Below are 18,238 nucleotides of genomic sequence, written 5' to 3' on the forward strand. Positions count from 1 at the left end.
TATCCCCCGTTGTCACAAAACACTATTCTCGAGCGCTGTGAAAATTATTTGTAATAGCAATTTCAGGTTTCATTTGAATGCAGACTTAACTCTCATCAACGGCAATCCATTGTCACGTCCAACTGGCCTGAAAAGAGAAAAGTATTTCACCTGTTTTTTTATAGTTTACTTACTCTTAAGCCTAGTCTTCCCCATAAAAAATGCCATGTCTGTGCTAAGGGACGTCTTTTCACAAATCGAGGTATTCTTGTTGGGGTTTGAAAAACTTAGTTAAAAGTTAGTATGGTGCTGATTTATATGCAAATAAATTCACAATGTAATTGCACCTCATTATTTATAAATATATACAGCAATAAAGTTGATAAATCATTAGCAAACATGGGGCATTAATTGAGGCTAACTATGCGTTTGCAGCAAAGCAGAAGCAATTCCCATTTATGAGACGCTAATCAGAGGAAAGGTGGTGAAATTCGAATCAAAAACAATCAAATAAGTTGCATAAAGCGTATCTGTCGGAATTTTAACCAACTGATAAACAACTGCTAGCCGCTTCAATTTGGTCACAGGTTCTTTTCAGGAAGTGATAAACATCGAGTAGGGTGAGGCGTTACCGCCTCATCCCTCTCACAGAACCGTACGTACGGACCTCGTATACGGCTCATGCACACTTCCATTCAGCATATTGGCTGAACACATGCCCTGTCCTTATTGTTCCAAGATTTACCAACCCTTGGTCATTAAACCATTGATTTGGCATCGCATAGCTTGATAGGGGACTCGCTGCACTGACCCAACTTGTCATTGAGATATGTTGGAACGGCGGCTTATACCTAACTGTTTTAACCTTCGGTGTAACCGTTGAGGCTTCTTCAAAGTTTCAACTGGATACTACGAAGTCTTCTTCGTAGCCACCCTGCTAACCTTGAAACTCTCTGCTGCTATTGGTGATCCTGAAGTATTGACTGAACCCTCTTAACACTGGGTTTAAAGCTTTTATGACTTGCTCAAGTGGCTTACCGCACCTCGCTTTGTCAGTCGCTTTAACTTACTTTTGAACCCTTTCAGTTTCTTAGTTTGAATGCGGGTAAATTGACTCCCGATTTCTACACCTAAGAACTTCACGCCATCACGGCTGTGCGCTATATGTGATTTCGTCTGATTCACTGTGAGTTTAAGCTCTCCTTCTAGGATCTTCGTCGCTTGTGCAAGGGCATTCTCTGCTCCTGCCTTGCTACGACAAAAGATGAGTATGTCATCCGCATAACGAACGAGCCTATGGTCACGCTTTCGCATTTCCTGATCGAACGCATCAAGGTAGATATTGGCAATCAAAGGACTGATAACACCACCTTGTGGACTTCCTAGCTCTGTCTCCTGCCAACTACCGTCTATCATCACGCCACTTTTCAGAAACTGTTTTATCAGCTCTAACACGCTGCTATCTGTGACTCGCCTTCTGATGCTCTTGAGGATCAACTCATGGTCGAGTTTGTCAAAGCACTTCGACAAGTCCATATCTACGACGTGCTGTAATCCGTATCGGCGGATAAACATCGTGGATTTGTTGATTGCATCGTGACAACTTCGATTCGGTCTATACCCAAAACTTGATGGGTGAAATTGCTCTTCGAAGATGGGGGTGAGGATATCATTGAGTGCTTGTTGGACAACTCTGTCCCTAACGGTTGGGATCCCAAGCAATCGTACCCCTCCGTCTTCTTTGGGTATCTCTACTCGTTTGACTGGCTGAGGTTTGTATTGCTTGGTTTTGAGTTCAGAGAGGAGTTGATCGAGGTTATCACTCAGATTTTCGGCGTAGTCGCTCAGGCTCTGCTCATCTATTCCAGCCGCGCCTTTCGCTTTCTTTACCTTTTTAAACCCTTTATACAGCCTCTCTTTGTTGAGCAGATGACCATATAAACTGTAATAAACTCGCACTTTCTCTCCTTGGGTTGTGTGCTGTGTGGGGACAAGTGTTTCATGTCCAGTGTGGGTGTTATTTCTCTCTGCTATTCAGCCTTCTAGCTCAATGGCAATTTACTGAAGTGTGTCAGAGTTACTCCCCTATACGGTTTCTTAGCTCAGTATCTTGCTTCCACAATCAACCAAACTAGGAATACCCCGATAGCGATTCGGTTTGGGTATCACTGAAAAAAAACATCTGTTCATCACAGACTTAAAGTGTACTTCCTCCCTTCGCAGCACTGAGTGCTTTTGGCATTTCAGTGCTCCATCAGACTTGATGCTGATGGTCAGCTAAGTTTTCTCCTCCACACCATTACTGGGCTTCTCGGGCTTAGCCTTACTCACTACTACGGATTCATCTGCCACCTCGCACCAACACAGCTCTTAGCTTTCGCTTCGAGTTTGTGCTTCCAGACTTTTGGATGTGGTGTCAGGCTTCCCCAGTTACTGCACTGGCTCCCTGTTAACAATGCCACCCTCAAGCACAGCATAGGTCTGACTGAGTATAGGGCTTCGCGCTATTTCGGACGCTTACCCACCTATACTGCCGAAGCAGGTTTACTTGCGTTGTGTACTGTTAACTTCCTATCGCTTCCTTCAGACCCTGCCGTTAGCCAGCAACGCCCTTGCGATTCGGATTATCTTCCCCTCAGTCGGGGTGATTCAGGTTTCTTTCAACCTAACGGGTTTGCCAGCTTCGCTGGGCAAACAAAAAAGCCCACCAAGTTAAACCTGGTGGGCTTTTGAATCAGTATGCAGCGTTATGCTGTTAGCTGTAAAAGATTATGATTTAGCTAGGCGATTCGCCGTCCAAACATAAAGTAATTCAAGCGCAATCGTCGCGCCAACCAATGCGGTAATCTCACTTTGGTCGTACGCTGGAGAAACTTCTACAACGTCCATACCAACCATGTTGATACCCTGTAAACCACGGATGATTTTCAGAACTTTATCTGAATTCAAACCACCACACACTGGCGTGCCAGTACCCGGAGCAAAAGCAGGATCCAGACAATCGATATCAAACGTCAGATACACTGGCTTATCACCAACAATATCTTTCACTTGAGCAATGATCTCGTCCACACTCATGTCATTGGCTTGCATCGCATTAATGACGTTGAAGCCATGACCTTCTTGTTTGTACTCAGTACGAATGCCGATCTGCACCGAATGTTCTGGCGAGATAAGACCTTCGTTTGGTGCATGATAGAACATTGTGCCGTGGTCGTAACGGCTGCCTTGGTTGTAGGTGTCAGTATGTGCGTCGAAGTGAATCAACGCCATCTCACCGTACTTCTTACCATACGCTCGTAGTAACGGCAGTGTAATGAAGTGATCGCCACCTAAACCTAACAGAGTTTTACCACTATTTAGAATCGCGTCAGCTGCTGCTTCCAAACGCTGAGTTAGGTCTTCTGCGTCACCACAATCGAATACAAGATCGCCAGCATCAATTACCGAGGTATGTTCAAATACATTGAAATCCCACGGGAATTTTTTGCCTTCCCACGCCAGGTTCACAGAAGCGCGACGAATCGCATCAGGGCCCATGCGAGCACCCGGACGACCAGATGTCGCCATATCTAGTGGCGCACCCAACACAACCACATCAGCGTCGTTGTCGATTGGATTCTGAACTAATGGGCGACGCATAAACGTCATCGCATTTGAGTACAGCGAGTAATCTGGTTTCGTAAATAGATCGTTCATTAAAAATCCTCAAGATAGGTGTAACCCATCAAGCCTTGCTCTAACTCTTCAAGTACACTTTGCTGCTCTTGCGATGGTACTTTAGCCGTTACCAATTCTTTGTAGTTCTGACGAATTAGGTCCATATCGATATGAACATAACGCATCATGTCTTCAACCGTGTCGCCTTCGTTGATGTAGTCGATGTTTGCTTCGCCGCTCTCATCAACATTCACCACAACACTGTGCGTGTCACCAAATAGGTTATGCATGTCACCCAAAATCTCTTGGTATGCGCCTACTAGGAAGAAGCCCATTAGATATGGTTCATCTGGGTTCCATGCCGGCACTGGCAACGTGGTTTCAATGCCTTGACCGTCAACATACTGGTCAATCGTACCGTCGGAGTCACAAGTGATGTCCAATACAACAGCACGACGCTCATCCGCATTGTCTAAACCGCTCAGGGGCAATACAGGGAACACCTGATCAATACCCCAAGCATCTGGCAACGATTGGAACAAAGAAAAGTTCACGAAGAACTTGTCCGCTAAACGCTCACTCAGCTCATCCAAAATAGGACGGTGGTAACGGTTCTTAGTACTCATGCGAGTGCTTAGCTCGTAGTTAATACGCAAAGACATTTGCTCAGCCCAAGCACGGTGCTGAAGGTTCAACATACCGGTCGCAAATTGGTTGTGTGCTTCTGCAATATCACTCTGCGTGTCGTTGTAGATCTCAATCAACGCACGGTCATCGTTACCAGCATCGAGTTCTAAGAAGTTCTTCCACATGTTGTTAAGCAACAGTGGTGCGTCTGCCTCTGGCGCAACCATGTCTTCCGGTGAGTAGCTTTCAGTACCAATAACGTTGGTGATCAAAACAGCATGGTGCGCTGTCAGTGAGCGGCCAGACTCCGAAATGATCACAGGTTGTGGCTGATTGTAGAGTTTACAAATATCCCCTACTGTCATCACGATGTTACGAGCGTACTCAAGCAAGCCGTAGTTCATCGAGTTTGAAGACTGGCTGCGTGTACCGTCGTAATCGACAGCTAAACCACCACCAACATCTAAGAACTTCAGTTGAGCACCGATATCGCGCAGTTCACAGTAGAAACGAGCTGCTTCACTCACACCATTTCGCACATCACGAATGTTCGCCATTTGCGAACCTAGGTGGAAATGTACTAGCTCTAGAACATCCAACTGGTCTTCAGCTTTCAAACGTTCGATAACGGTAAGCACTTGTGATGCAGACAAGCCAAACTTCGACTTCTCACCACCACTTGCTTGCCATTTACCTGCACCTTGAGAAGCAAGACGGATACGTAAACCTAAACGAGGTTTCACACCCAAAGCTTTCGCTTCAGAAAGAACAAGATCAAGCTCAGACAGTTTCTCTAGGACGATAAAAACCTTGTGCCCTAGCTTCTCGCCAATCAGTGCAAGGCGGATGTATTCTCTGTCTTTGTAACCGTTACACACGATCACAGAGCTCGCTTTTTGAGCCAACGCCAACACCGCTAATAGCTCAGGCTTGCTGCCCGCCTCTAGGCCTAGCTGCTTTTGCTCTAGTTGAGCTTGGCTCGCTAAGATCTCATCAACCACTTCTTTTTGCTGGTTAACTTTAATCGGATAAACAAGTAGGTAACGGTTGTCGTACTGATATTCTTCGATCGCTTGGTTAAATGCGTTACAGATATTGTGCACACGCTGATGCACGATTTGAGGAAAACGCACAAGAGCAGGTAAACCAATATTTCTTTGCTCTAACTGTTTTACGATCTTACTTAGTGGGACTTGATGATCCGTTTCGCTCGGCGATACATACACCTCACCGTTGTCATCAATGCCATAAAAACCTTGGCTCCAGTGCTTTACGTTATACTCAGCACGGATGCGTTCCAAATTAACCGAATTTTCCAATTCTAGAGACCTCACACTATAGGGCCATCGACAGAAGATACCTCTTTGGAATAGCGAGGTATAACCCAACAAAAAACGTTCGAATACGATTTGTTGGCTGCATTAACCGATATTATGAAGAGCGAGTCCAACCATTGATATTTGTGGTTACGATTACGTTTTTTTATCGACAGATCGACTTAAAGTGACAACTAAGGAATTACAAGGTTTTAGGGAAAAAAACAGACTGAAGTGCATTAAAAATAAAGCACTTTCTAACAAAAATTTAGGTGAATAAAATAGCAATGACGCCTAAAATTCTTAGCTAATTTGGTGATATTAAGTCAGGGTTGCGACAAATATCGGCTCTTCCCTATCACAACTCTCGCTATCACCAAGATAGTCAGTATCCTGTTCTTCCATACCTATTGATGAGTGTTAAATCATGTCCGAAATGTACACCACCTACGCAAAGCAATACGACTCTGCTGCTCGCGATAATATTTATAATGCCCTATTAGAACGCCCATCAACCATAGCCTTACTAGACGATGTTAAAGGGCTCGATATTGTCGACCTTGGTTGCGGCTCAGGTATTTACGCACAATGGTTTATTGACCAAGGTGCCAACAAAGTCACATGTACCGACCTATCTCAAGATATGGTTGACCTAGTGAACGGAAAACAAATCCCCAATGTGTCCGCATACGCGCAAGATGCTGCTCTTGGTTTACCCAAGGAAGCTGATAACAGCGCTGATGTCATCGTGTGCCCATTGGTGCTGCATTACATTGAAGATCTAAAGCCTGTCTTTGATGACGTTTATCGCGTTTTGAAACCGGGCGGCTACATCGTGTTTTCCACTCATCACCCTTTTGCGGATTTTGAGTGCACCCTTTCAGGTAACTACTTTGAGCGCGAATTCATTCAAGAAGAGTGGAACACGGTCGGCACACCCGTTCAGGTGAGCTTCTACCGCCGTTCATTAACCGAGCTTTGCCAAGCTGTCAGCCAATCTGGCTTGCTGATTTCACAAATCACTGAAGGCACAATCGACGAGAAAGCCAAAGCCATCTCTGAAGAAACGTACAAGCGCCTATCGAAAAACGTTAACTTCATCTTTATGCGTTGCGAGAAAGTCTCAGCCTAACCCGTAACCAAATCGCGTGTGCCTTTAACTACCCCAAAGGCACACGATCACTTCTCGTAAACCTGTCATTTCTTCCTTAATACCCGCTTTTCCGTTGTTGGGTCCACTTAACTAAATTGCCAGTTCATTGCACAAAAAATAAACTTTTCTCGCACATACCTTGAATTCGATTCGATCTTCTTGTAATTTTAACTGACCAACCAATCGGTCAGCTTTCGAATTTAGGGGATACTATGAGCCATAATCTAGACCTTGAACCAAACACGTCGAGCACCAACGACATGGATCAAATATTCAACCGACAACAAGATCACTACCGTAACAACGTTAATCCAACACTTGAGCAGAGACGAAATGATCTCTCAGTATTGAAAACCCTATTAATGCGCTATCAAGAGCAGTTAATTGAAGCGGTATCTGAAGATTATGGCCATCGAGCAAAACACGACAGCTTAATTGCTGACATCACCCCTTCCCTACACCAAATCAATTACAGTGATAAAAACCTTAAGAAGTGGTTGAAGCCTTCACGTCGTAAAGCCGGCCTGATGCTCACACCAGCCAAGATTACTGTGCATTATCAACCGGTAGGTGTAGTGGGCATCATCGTTCCTTGGAACTTCCCAGTAATGCTCGCTTTAGGGCCTCTCATCACAGCGTTGGCGGCAGGTAATACCGCAATGCTCAAGATGTCTGAGTTTACTCCTGCGACCAACCGTGTTTTAAAAGCAATGTTGGCCGAAGGCTTCAGTGAAGATCAAGTGGCGATCATCGAAGGTGAAGCCGATGTGTCCGCTAAATTCAGCCAGCTAGCGTTTGACCATATCCTGTTCACAGGCTCAACCGCTGTTGGTAAGCACGTGATGAAAGCTGCCGCTGCTAACCTAACACCTGTGACACTTGAGCTAGGCGGGAAATCTCCAACCATTATTGCCCCAGATTTCGATGTCGCAGACGCGGTTGAGCGCATCCTGTTTGCCAAGAGCTTAAACGCAGGTCAAATCTGTGTTGCACCTGATTACATCTTGCTGCCACGAGAGAAAGTCGATGCATTTATCACCGCTTACAAGCGCTACTTCAAGAAACTGTATAAAGCGGGAATTGAGAGCAAAGACTTAACCTCAGTGGTTAACATGCGTCAGTACAATCGCTTGCAAAGCGTAGTTGAAGATGCGAAGTCAAAAGGTGCTGTGATACATACCGTTACCGAGCAGGCACAAGACGACGTGAACCACAGAATGACACCGCACCTTCTCACCGAAGTGAATGATGACATGGTGGCAATGCAAGAAGAGTTGTTTGGCCCTGTGCTTCCTATCGTTCCTTATGATTCAATTGAAGAAGCGATAAGTTACATCACCACAAGAGAGAGTCCACTTGCGCTGTACCTAATGAGTCACAACAAGAAAACCCAAGACAGATTCCTATCGGAAACTCACTCAGGCGGCGTTTGTATCAATGACTCTTTGGTGCATGTGGCAGCGGAAGACGCACCGTTTGGTGGTATTGGCCCTTCAGGCATGGGACACTACCACGGCATTGAAGGCTTCAAGACCTTTAGCCATGCAAAAACCGTGTTGACTCGAGGCAAGATCAATTTCACTAAGTTGATGCACCCTCCATACAACAACCCAATCAAGAAAATGATGTTCAAAGTACTGAATCGATGATTACAAAAAGGCAAAAAATCCTAGATGCTGCACTCCTACTCTTTTCCCAACAAGGGTTAGAGGGCACATCTACAGGGCAAATAGCGAAGACCGCATGCGTAGCAAAAGCGACGCTGTTTCATCACTTTGAGAACAAATCTCTACTGATTGATGAGCTGTTTCGTGAATTGAAAGTAGAGCTATTTTCTACTCTGGCTCAGCACACAGAAATCGCTGAACAAAATCGCTATCAAGCCTTTAAATTCATGTGGATGACTGGAATTGAGTGGGCATTGGAAAACCCAGTCGCCATGAAGTTCTTCACCAATGTTCATTTTGACCCAACGACTCAAACTCGTGAAGTCATTGTGTCGCAGATGTTCGCATCACTCGATGACATCGTACTGAAAGGACAAGAAGCTAGAGAGTTAATGGTGTTAGACATTAATCTTGTTAGACACTTCATCCACAGCCATTTTTTGATTTGTGCCAACTGGCTAATCGAGCAAGACGAGTTATCGCAAGAGCAATCAGACAAGTACATCAATGATAGCTTTGATATGTGTTGGCGAGCTGTCGGCGGACAAAACACGTAACTTCCACATTCTTCGAAGCTATTCTTTCAAAGAACACTCTAAAGCGCCTCATGGTTATATAGGCGCTTTTATTATTTGGGTACATTTTAATCACCTCACCCTGTTGACTTTCTAAGCCCGTATTCAGTACCATTCCACCATCATTTCAAAAGAGAATAACGCCATAATGAAGTACTAACATCCTGACATCCGATTTATTTTTATAAAAATCATTTGGACACTCGGGGTTAGTGGGCGTTACTTCGTCATCTATTTTCGCGACAAATCAAGTTCTTAAAGATCCGTCTTCTGACAACATGAATCATGCAGAACTGTACCTCAAAGACAGAAATCATCTCATCACAGGTTTTCTATCTTTGATTGGTCATCTACCTAAGTAACGTCTTTGGCGATCTATTGTTAGAGTCCTACATTGGAGTCTAGATAGAAAAGCGCCTCACCCCTTTTACTCGTTTACACGTAAAGGGAGGTATTCTTATGCCTACTATATTAGCTAATAATCTGTCATTTCAGCTCAATACTGGTGAGTGGTTATTTAAAGACATAACCTTTAATTTGAACTCGCGACTGACTGGCTTAGTTGGAAGAAATGGGGCTGAAAAGTCACTGCTACTTTCGTTACTCACCGGGCAAACGCAACCGACATCAGGCAGTGTGTCTAGACAAGGTTCGATCGGCTTTTACTCGCAATTACCTTCAAAGCTTTTAGATAGCGAAATCAACATTGCTGACTTTTTAGGTATCACTGAAAAGCTCAATGCCTTGCAAGCCATCGAGCAAGGTAGCTGCGAACTTCAATATTTCAATATCGTTGGTGATGATTGGGATTTGCAAGAAAGCACTCAGCAACTTTTAGCTACATTGAAAATAACCAGTGAGTTAACTACACCGTGCAACACATTAAGTGGTGGCCAACTTGCCCTCTTGCAACTTCATCGCTTATTTAACTCGAATCACGACATTTTAATTCTCGATGAACCTTCCAACCATTTGGATAGCGACGGACGTAACTGGTTATTAGAGCAGTGCCAGTTGTTTGAAGGCAAAGTGCTTGTCGTCAGTCACGATCGAAGTCTGTTGAGGCACATGGAAGGAATCTACCATCTCAACAGTTTGGGGTTACGTTTCTACAAAGGAAACTACGATGATTACTTCAAACAAATGTCGAGCCAAAGTCAAGCATTGGACAAGCAGATTGCGCATCACCAATCCGAAAAGAAACGACTGGATCGCCAAGCTCAGACTAATAAGGAAAAGCACAGCAACGTGAGTCTCAAGGTAATCGACTCAGAAACTCAGGCAGCCAACCCAAGATATTATTGGATGCGATGAAAGATAAAGCAGGACGAACTCAAGGAGCATCTGCCACTAGTCAAAAGAACTTAAAGGAGCAACTAAAACCACAAGCGTTATATCTCCAACAGGGTAATAACAGTAAAAAGAACTCGCTGTTAACCGTTGAAGATTGCCATCTGAGTTTGGGTTCTGGCGCTCCCATCAACTTCTCTATGTCGCAAGGTGAACGGTGTTATCTAACTGGTGCAAACGGTTGTGGAAAGTCGACGCTGTTAAAAGCCATTCATGGGCAACACTCGAACTATACAGGCTCCATTAAACGCTTAGGAACCACAGTATACTTGGATCAACACTTTGGACTGTTAGACACCAACGACACCATGTTCGATAGCCTGGTGACACATAGCTGCGGCATGACAGAAAGTGACGCACGAACCTTGTTAGCTGGTATTGGATTTAGGCGAGACTCCGTCTACCGCAAAATAGCTCACCTAAGCGGTGGAGAAAAAATGAAACTGGCGATGTTGATCGTCAGCCATAAGCAGGATTCGCATTACTGCTGCTCGATGAACCAGACAATCACCTAGACATCGACTCAAAGCAAATATTGGCGTCAGCTTTACGTGAATACCGAGGCGCGTTCATCCTAGTCAGTCATGATGCGGATTTTGTTGAGGAGGTAGGCGTAAGCCAAAATCATATACAGCTTTAAACCTCGTCGATTCGTTCAACGAACTTAGTTAGGTGAGCATCGTTCCGGTGCTCGCCTTTCTCGATTGAGACAAGTACACTACGCACCTCGAACATCGACTCATAAGGCTAAGGTTTGCATACTCTAGAACAATTAAAATCAGGGCAACTAAAAGGTGTTAAGCGCTTAAAACTGTCAGAAGGTCTCACCGAATTTCCGCTAGAGATCTTAGAGCTCGCCGATTCACTAGAGATTCTGGATCTTTCAGGGAATCAGTTATCGGAGCTTCCACAAGAGTTAACACAGCTAACTAATCTACGTATTATCTTTGCGTCGAATAACCTATTTACGCACCTTCCTGATGTTCTTGGTTCGCTTCCTAAGCTTGAAATGGTTGGCTTTAAGACCAACCAAATCAAAACCGTGAGTGAAGAGTCCCTACCCGCTCAATTGCGCTGGTTGATCCTGACCGACAATGCCATCGAAGTTCTGCCTAACTCACTGGGTGAAAGACCACGACTGCAAAAACTGGCACTCGCAGGCAACCAACTTCGTACTCTACCTGAGAGTATGGAAAAGCTATCCAACCTCGGACTGGTTCGATTGTCTGCAAACCAACTGACTGAATTCCCAGAGTTTCTTATTAAGCTACCAAAGCTTGCTTGGTTAGCCTTTGCGGGTAATCCATTTTGCAAACACCCTAGCAGCTTAGATAGCGTGCCAGCTGTGAGTTCTCAATGTTACTCATTGAATCAAGTGCTTGGTCAAGGTGCTTCAGGCGTGATCTCTCATGCAAGCTGGCTAAATAGCGATTTTGATTTCCCTCAGGAAGTAGCAGTTAAAGTCTTCAAAGGCGAAGTGACAAGCGACGGTTACCCACATGACGAACTGGAAGCGTGTCTTCAAGCTGGTCACCATAGCAACCTAGTGAAGTCTATCGCCCAAGTGGACGAGCAAGACTACTTAGCTTTGGTTATGGAGCTTATCCCAAGCAGCTATTACAACCTAGGCTTGCCACCGACACTCGAGACTTGCACACGTGATACTTTCCCAGAAGGTTTCGAACTTCCAATCGCGCAAATCGACAACATCGTGACTCAAATGATTGATGTATTTAATCACCTTCATGACAACAAGGTTTGTCACGGTGACTTGTATGCGCACAACACCCTAGTCAATGAGCAAGGCCAAATGATCTTTGGTGATTTTGGCGCAGCGACTATCTACGGTTACCTAACAGAGGAGCAGCAACAAGGCATTCGACGCATCGAAGCTCGCGCTCTCAAGTATTTTATTGAAGACCTACTAACGGTTTGCTCTACTGAAGATAGAGATTCAGAACAGTACAAGAAACTTGAAAACTATCACGCATAAGCGCTACCAAGCCTAAGTATTCAATCAAGGTTCGACAGAAATGAAAAAAGCTAACGTTTGACGTTAGCTTTTTTGCTTTTGGAGCTTGATGAATCAAATTAGACTTTACTGACTTCCACCTGAACAAGCTTAAGGTAAGAGTGAAGCTCTTGGTTTTTATATTCCACCGCTGAGTGGATATTCAAACCCTTACACGCAACCGCATCAAACTGGTAACGATTGTCACCTTTGCTGATTTCAACTTGCAGCAACCCGCCTTTCAGCAGCCAATGACCTTGAGTTTCAAACCGATCAAACAAGCGGTATTCCGTTAGGCTACCATCCGAATGAAAGTGAACCTCAGTAATGTACCCAGCAGGGCAACTTTTTACCCAAGTACGCCCTAAGACATCCTCTGCAACAAAGTTTCTTTTACTCTCGCACCACTTTAAATAGGTTCATCGCGGCTTTCCGGGGAAAGCCGCTTTTATCTTCAAGAAGAAGTAGTCTGTATCTCGATATCCATACCCCATTCGCTTGATTAACTTTATTTTGTTGTTTATCCCTTCCAATGTGCAGGTGTTGAGCGGATAAGTTGCCGATGCAATAATACCGTGAAGATAAGGCCTCAGTTTTCGTGCAAACTCTTTCAATGGCTTAATTCCACTCTCTTGCACTTGTGCCCACCATACCTCCCAGAGCCCCTTAGCATGTGCTTCTGATTTACAGTACCAAAGCTCTTTGAGTTGTGAGCCGAGTATATAAGTGGCCATCAAGTCCTTATTGATATTCAATATTTCAGTAAGATAGCTATCTTGTCGTGCATTTAAATTACCTCTGTTTTTCAGCAGTACCCAGCGTGAGCGCTTCACCCATTGCCTCGCTTTTTTATCCTGCTTGAGTTTGTTAGCTTGGTCGACTCTGACTCTATCCATCACCTCACGACCGAACTTAGCAACAACATGGAATAAGTCGTAAACGATTTTGCATTCGGGCAGTGCGCTTGAACTTCAAGGTCAAAAGCCGTATTCATGTCCATTGCGACCGCTTCGATATTGTTACCATGCTTGCCTAACTGCTCGAAAACGGTCGTATGTCCTGCGGCTACGACCTAACCCTATCCAAATGACTTGGTGAGTCTTAGCATCAGCGATGACTGTGGCATATCGGTGCCCTTTAAAGATGGCAGCTCGTCCATGACGAGTTGCCTTAGCCCTTCCCATTTCACTGACGGTACCACTTGGCGAAGTCGACGTTTATCTATCTCTTTAATGGTGTGCCAATGAACGCTCGTTAACTGGGAGATATGCTTAATGGGAAGAAGAGGCAGTAGTTGTTCTATATAGCTTTTAGACGCGTCGTTATACGAGCATAAGGCTCTAACCAAGATAGAAACTCTGTTTTTATGCCGCAGTCACGACACTTGATCCTTCGAGTTTGAACGGAAAGCTCAACAGGAACATTGAACAACATGGCCTCTTTCACATGACGCCATTGATACTCATGGATAGCCTCAGCTTCAAGACCGCAAAGGCATTTAGCCTCAGAATTAGGTTTAAGAGTTAGTGTAACAAGTGATGCTGTCTGGTGAGACTTTACTATTTTAAAGCCTTCCCAGAATGAAGATAGGAAAGTATGATTCGGCATGAAAACGGTAGTTTGTGTATGATTTTTGTTTGGCGACTAAACCATATCACTTACTACCGTTTTTTTGTTTTTAGTTCCCGCTAATCCGCGATGAACCTTTAAATAGTCGGTGCTCTCGCTCAGGTCACTGTCTAAGTCATGTTTATCCAGTAACTTTTGCTCTTGCTGTTCGCGGTAGTAAAGTTGAAGCAGTGTCTGTTGGTTATCACTCATTAATCACCATCACTAGCTAGTTAATCCAATCAGGCTTAAGCTACCAACTCATAAGAGACGACATAAAGCTCTGAGATTCCAGGGTAGATGTCTTGAATTACGCCCTTCAGAACTTCTAACGTCATGTTCTCTTGCTGAGCATGGAACTCGCCCAGTTCATCAAACAAGATTGGCTCAACGCTGATGATCTTAAGGTTACAGAACACACGTCCTTGCTCTAGCGTTGATACTTCCACAACGCTACCTGGCTGGTAATCGCGCTCTGATTCATCGCGAATGGTGATCGTCTTTTTGCCTGAAAGGATATCGGTTTCAAAACGTTCGAAGAACGTCATAGTGGTAGGTGCGGTCATTTATCTCTGTCGCTTAACATTTAAAGGTTAGGTAGATGTTTATATACCAGAATGCTTGTTCAAGCGAATAAAAATTAGATGCGAGATGCGAGATGCGAGATGCGAGATGCGAGATGCGAGATGCGAGATGCGAGAGAATACGGAACAACCAAATTGCAAGCAATAAAAAAGGAGAACCGAAGTTCTCCTTTTCTTAAACCTTTAAGCTAATCTCTAAATTATAGAGATGCTTTCGCTTTTTCAACTAGAACAGCAAATGCTGCTTTGTCGAATACTGCGATGTCAGCAAGAATCTTACGATCGATCTCGATAGATGCTTTCTTAAGACCGTTGATGAAACGGCTGTAAGATAGACCATTTTGACGAGATGCCGCGTTGATACGTGCAATCCAAAGTTGACGGAATTGACGTTTCTTGTTGCGACGGTCACGGTAAGCGTATTGACCAGCTTTGGTAACTGCTTGGAAAGCTACGCGGTAAACACGTGAACGTGCTCCGTAGTAACCTTTAGCTTGTTTTAGAACTTTCTTATGACGTGCACGAGCTTGTACACCACGTTTTACGCGAGGCATTATGCTTCTCCTAAACTAAACGAATTTATAAACTAAAAAGAATTAAGCGTATGGCATCATACGTAGAACTTGAGCAACTTCACATTTAGGAAGGATCGAGTTCGGACGTAGCTGACGCTTGTTCTTAGTAGTACGCTTAGTCAGGATGTGACGTTTACCAGCGTGCTTAAACTTAATACCACCAGCAGTTTTCTGGAAACGCTTAGCAGCACCTTTGTTGGTTTTCATCTTAGGCATGATGAATAACTCCGCATTGTTGAGTTGTTAATAACATAGTAATTAGGGCGAATAAAACCCCGCAACCTGAGGCTGCAGGGTTCAATTACTTGCAAAGCCGTTAATTACTTCTTTTTAGGGGCCAATACCATGATCATCTGGCGACCTTCAATTCTCGTTGGGAAAGATTCGACTACTGCAAATTCTTCAGTATCCGCTTTCAAACGATTAAGAACGTCAACACCGATGTCTTGGTGAGCCATTTCGCGGCCACGGAAGCGAATTGTTACCTTCACTTTGTTGCCGTCTTCTAGGAAACCAGTCAGGTTGCGTAGTTTTACCTGATAGTCTCCAATATCAGTTCCAGGACGGAATTTAACTTCCTTAATCTGAACCTGTTTTTGCTTCTTCTTCTGCTCTTTCGCAGCTTTGCTCTTCTCGAAGAGGAACTTACCGTAGTCCATCACACGACAAACTGGCGGCTCGGCGTTAGGGCTGATCTCTACAAGATCCATACCAGCTTCATTTGCAGCTTCCATCGCTTCAGCGATTGAAACCACACCAACAGCTTCGCCGTCAGCGCCAGTTAGACGCACTTCACGAACGCCACGAATGTCACCGTTTAAACGGTGCTGGTTTTGTTTGGCCGGTTGTTGGCCACGTCTTCCGCCTTTAATAGCTATTCCTCCAGATTGAGCTTACGGCTTGAAACCTCAGCTTGGATGTATGAAATAAAATCATCCACTTTAAACTTGCCAAGGTCTTTACCTTTACGTGTACGTACTGCAATTTCGCCGGCTTCCATTTCTTGGTCACCACACACAAGCATGAACGGTACACGTTTCAAAGTATGTTCGCGGATTTTAAAGCCAATCTTCTCATTTCTCAAGTCTGCTTTGACTCTAAATCCACTTTTTTGCAGTTTTTTCGTAATTTCTTGTACATATTCAGACTGTTTGTCTGTAATGCCCATTACAACTGCTTGTTCTGGCGCCAACCACGTTGGGAAGAAACCAGCGTATTCTTCAATAAGAATACCGATGAAGCGTTCTAGTGAACCTAAAATCGCGCGGTGGATCATAACTGGCATGTGACGCTCGTTATCTTCACCTACGTAAGTAGCACCTAAACGTTCTGGTAATGCAAAATCGAGCTGCACTGTACCACATTGCCATGCGCGGTCCAAACAATCATGCAAAGTAAATTCAATCTTAGGTCCGTAGAACGCACCCTCGCCTTCTTGAATCTCGTATGCAATCTCTAATGCTTCTAGCGCTTGCTTAAGGTCAGCCTCTGCACGGTCCCACATTTCGTCTGAACCTACACGCTGTTCTGGACGAGTAGATAGCTTAACAACAATGTTTTCGAAACCGAAAGTTGTGTAAGTATCGTAAACCATATCAATACAAGCTTTAACTTCTTGTTGAACTTGGTCTTCAGTACAGAATACGTGAGCATCATCTTGAGTGAAGCCACGAACACGCATGATGCCGTGAAGTGCGCCAGACGGCTCGTTACGGTGACATGAGCCAAACTCAGCCATACGTAGCGGTAGATCACGGTAAGATTTCAAACCTTGGTTGAAGATTTGAACGTGACCAGGACAGTTCATTGGCTTGATAGCGTATTCACGGTTCTCTGAAGAAGTAGTGAACATCGCTTCTGCGTACTTATCCCAGTGACCAGAGCGTTCCCAAAGAACACGGTCCATCATTAATGGGCCTTTAACTTCTTGGTATTCGTACTCAGTCAGTTTCTGACGAATAAATACTTCTAGCTCACGGAAGATAGTCCAACCGTTGTGATGCCAGAACACCATGCCTGGTGCTTCTTGCTGCATGTGGAATAGGTCAAGCGCTTTACCGATTTTACGGTGGTCACGTTTAGCCGCTTCTTCTAGGCGCACAAGGTGAGCTTTAAGTGCCTTCTTGTCGTGGAATGCAGTACCGTAGATACGTTGAAGCATCTTGTTGTCACTGTTACCACGCCAGTAAGCACCCGCTACGTTAAGTAGAGTGAAGTGCTGGCAGAAGCTCATGTTAGGCACGTGTGGACCACGACACATATCGATGTATTCTTCGTGGTGGTACAGGCCTGGACGATCGTCTTTAGAAACGTTCTCGTCCAAGATTTCAATCTTGTAAGTTTCGCCGCGAGCTTCGAATGCGTCGCGCGCTTCCTGCCAGCTAACTTTCTTCTTAACAACCTGGTACTTGGTCTTCGCTAGCTCTTTCATGCGCTTTTCAATCTTTTCTAGATCTTCTTGCGTTAGAGAGTGCTCAAGGTCGATATCGTAGTAGAAACCGTTATCGATGGTAGGACCGATCGCCATTTTCGCTTCTGGAAAAAGCTGCTTAACCGCGTGGCCTAAAAGGTGAGCACAAGAGTGACGAACGATCTCAAGGCCATCAACTTCGTCTTTAGCAGTGATGATTTCTAGGCTTGCATCGTTTTCGATAAGATCACAAGCATCAACACGCTCGCCGTCTACACGACCTGCAATGGTTGCTTTCGCAAGACCAGGACCGATTGATAGGGCAACATCTAGAGTTGATACAGGGTTGTCAAATTGACGCTGACTACCGTCAGGAAGAGTAATAATTGGCATTATTTGTCCTTTACAGTGGTGTTGCACACCAAGCAACACATGAAAATGTTTAATATATGTTTGTCAGTCAACGAGTATGTTGACCGGAGATATATGCATAATAAATATACCCACATAGAAGCAAATACAGATGCCCCATTTGTAGGTATCCGAGCATTGTAACGAAATAATATAAAATGACAATGACAGAGGATCCCTCCCGACTCCACTATAACTTTCAATGGGTAAGAATTTGTCATGCTAACCAACGCCTTCCCTCTCCTACAAACCCACTCTTGAAGCACTCTAATCCAACATAACAGTTTCGATTTAGCCATTTCGAACTAAGCT

At 44.5% G+C, this 18,238-nt stretch carries 12 protein-coding genes and 4 pseudogenes; 5 read left to right on the forward strand and 11 right to left on the reverse strand.

Going from position 1 to position 18,238, the window contains the following annotated elements; translation table 11 throughout:
• Positions 1 to 658 precede the first annotated feature (658 nt).
• From ltrA to speA, 3 genes and pseudogenes are all read right to left on the reverse strand, one after another.
• Positions 659 to 1,938, reverse strand: a pseudogene (gene ltrA, locus ITG10_RS00740) (group II intron reverse transcriptase/maturase).
• Positions 1,939 to 2,748: 810 nt separating this feature from the next.
• The gene (gene speB / locus ITG10_RS00745; protein ID WP_017629742.1) at positions 2,749 to 3,678 is read right to left on the reverse strand and encodes an agmatinase; all 930 of its coding nucleotides are present in this window, start codon (positions 3,676 to 3,678) and stop codon (positions 2,749 to 2,751) included.
• Positions 3,678 to 5,585 (reverse strand): arginine decarboxylase, encoded by a 1,908-nt coding sequence (gene speA / locus ITG10_RS00750; RefSeq protein WP_128644332.1) that lies wholly within the window; start codon positions 5,583 to 5,585, stop codon positions 3,678 to 3,680. Before speA ends, speB begins: the two co-directional genes overlap by 1 nt.
• A gap of 424 nt (positions 5,586 to 6,009) precedes the next feature.
• On the opposite strand from speA, the gene ITG10_RS00755 reads away from it, so the two are divergent.
• From ITG10_RS00755 to ITG10_RS00775, 5 genes and pseudogenes are all read left to right on the forward strand, one after another.
• Complete coding sequence (locus tag ITG10_RS00755; protein WP_017632991.1) at positions 6,010 to 6,714, forward strand: methyltransferase domain-containing protein; 705 nt, start codon at positions 6,010 to 6,012, stop codon at positions 6,712 to 6,714.
• Between the two features lie 233 nt (positions 6,715 to 6,947).
• Entirely contained in the window at positions 6,948 to 8,384 is a 1,437-nt protein-coding gene (locus tag ITG10_RS00760) for a coniferyl aldehyde dehydrogenase (protein WP_017632990.1), read from the forward strand.
• Positions 8,381 to 8,959 carry a TetR/AcrR family transcriptional regulator gene (locus ITG10_RS00765; protein WP_017632989.1) on the forward strand — a complete coding sequence of 193 codons (579 nt, stop codon included), beginning with the start codon at positions 8,381 to 8,383 and terminating at the stop codon, positions 8,957 to 8,959. Before ITG10_RS00760 ends, ITG10_RS00765 begins: the two co-directional genes overlap by 4 nt.
• Positions 8,960 to 9,436: 477 nt before the next feature.
• Positions 9,437 to 10,967: pseudogene (locus ITG10_RS00770) on the forward strand (ATP-binding cassette domain-containing protein).
• A 114-nt stretch (positions 10,968 to 11,081) separates the two neighbouring features.
• Positions 11,082 to 12,320, forward strand: coding sequence for a leucine-rich repeat-containing protein kinase family protein (locus tag ITG10_RS00775; protein ID WP_017632988.1), 1,239 nt, complete (start codon positions 11,082 to 11,084; stop codon positions 12,318 to 12,320).
• Between the two features lie 98 nt (positions 12,321 to 12,418).
• Here ITG10_RS00775 and ITG10_RS00780 read toward each other — a convergent pair.
• From ITG10_RS00780 to thrS, 8 genes and pseudogenes are all read right to left on the reverse strand, one after another.
• A pseudogene (locus ITG10_RS00780) lies at positions 12,419 to 12,754 on the reverse strand (hypothetical protein); the annotation flags it as partial.
• A gap of 3 nt (positions 12,755 to 12,757) precedes the next feature.
• Positions 12,758 to 13,946, reverse strand: a pseudogene (locus tag ITG10_RS00785) (ISL3 family transposase).
• 36 nt (positions 13,947 to 13,982) lie between these two features.
• Entirely contained in the window at positions 13,983 to 14,159 is a 177-nt protein-coding gene (locus ITG10_RS00790; protein WP_248386842.1) for a hypothetical protein, read from the reverse strand.
• Between the two features lie 35 nt (positions 14,160 to 14,194).
• A complete protein-coding gene (gene yqfB, locus ITG10_RS00795; RefSeq protein WP_017630814.1) occupies positions 14,195 to 14,512 on the reverse strand; it encodes a N(4)-acetylcytidine aminohydrolase in 318 nt (105 codons plus the stop codon).
• A gap of 218 nt (positions 14,513 to 14,730) precedes the next feature.
• Positions 14,731 to 15,084, reverse strand: a complete 354-nt coding sequence (gene rplT, locus ITG10_RS00800; protein WP_004733517.1) for a 50S ribosomal protein L20 — start codon at positions 15,082 to 15,084, stop codon at positions 14,731 to 14,733.
• Between the two features lie 42 nt (positions 15,085 to 15,126).
• The gene (rpmI, locus tag ITG10_RS00805; protein ID WP_004738430.1) at positions 15,127 to 15,321 is read right to left on the reverse strand and encodes a 50S ribosomal protein L35; all 195 of its coding nucleotides are present in this window, start codon (positions 15,319 to 15,321) and stop codon (positions 15,127 to 15,129) included.
• A gap of 104 nt (positions 15,322 to 15,425) precedes the next feature.
• Positions 15,426 to 15,977 (reverse strand): translation initiation factor IF-3, encoded by a 552-nt coding sequence (infC, locus tag ITG10_RS00810; RefSeq protein WP_080566530.1) that lies wholly within the window; start codon positions 15,975 to 15,977, stop codon positions 15,426 to 15,428.
• Between the two features lie 2 nt (positions 15,978 to 15,979).
• On the reverse strand, positions 15,980 to 17,908 hold the full coding sequence (thrS, locus tag ITG10_RS00815; RefSeq protein WP_017630813.1) for a threonine--tRNA ligase: 1,929 nt from the start codon (positions 17,906 to 17,908) through the stop codon (positions 15,980 to 15,982).
• Between the last annotated feature and the right edge of the window lie 330 nt (positions 17,909 to 18,238).

The sequence above is a fragment of the Vibrio sp. ED004 genome, from assembly GCF_023206395.1.
In the GTDB taxonomy this organism is placed as follows: Bacteria; Pseudomonadota; Gammaproteobacteria; order Enterobacterales; family Vibrionaceae; genus Vibrio.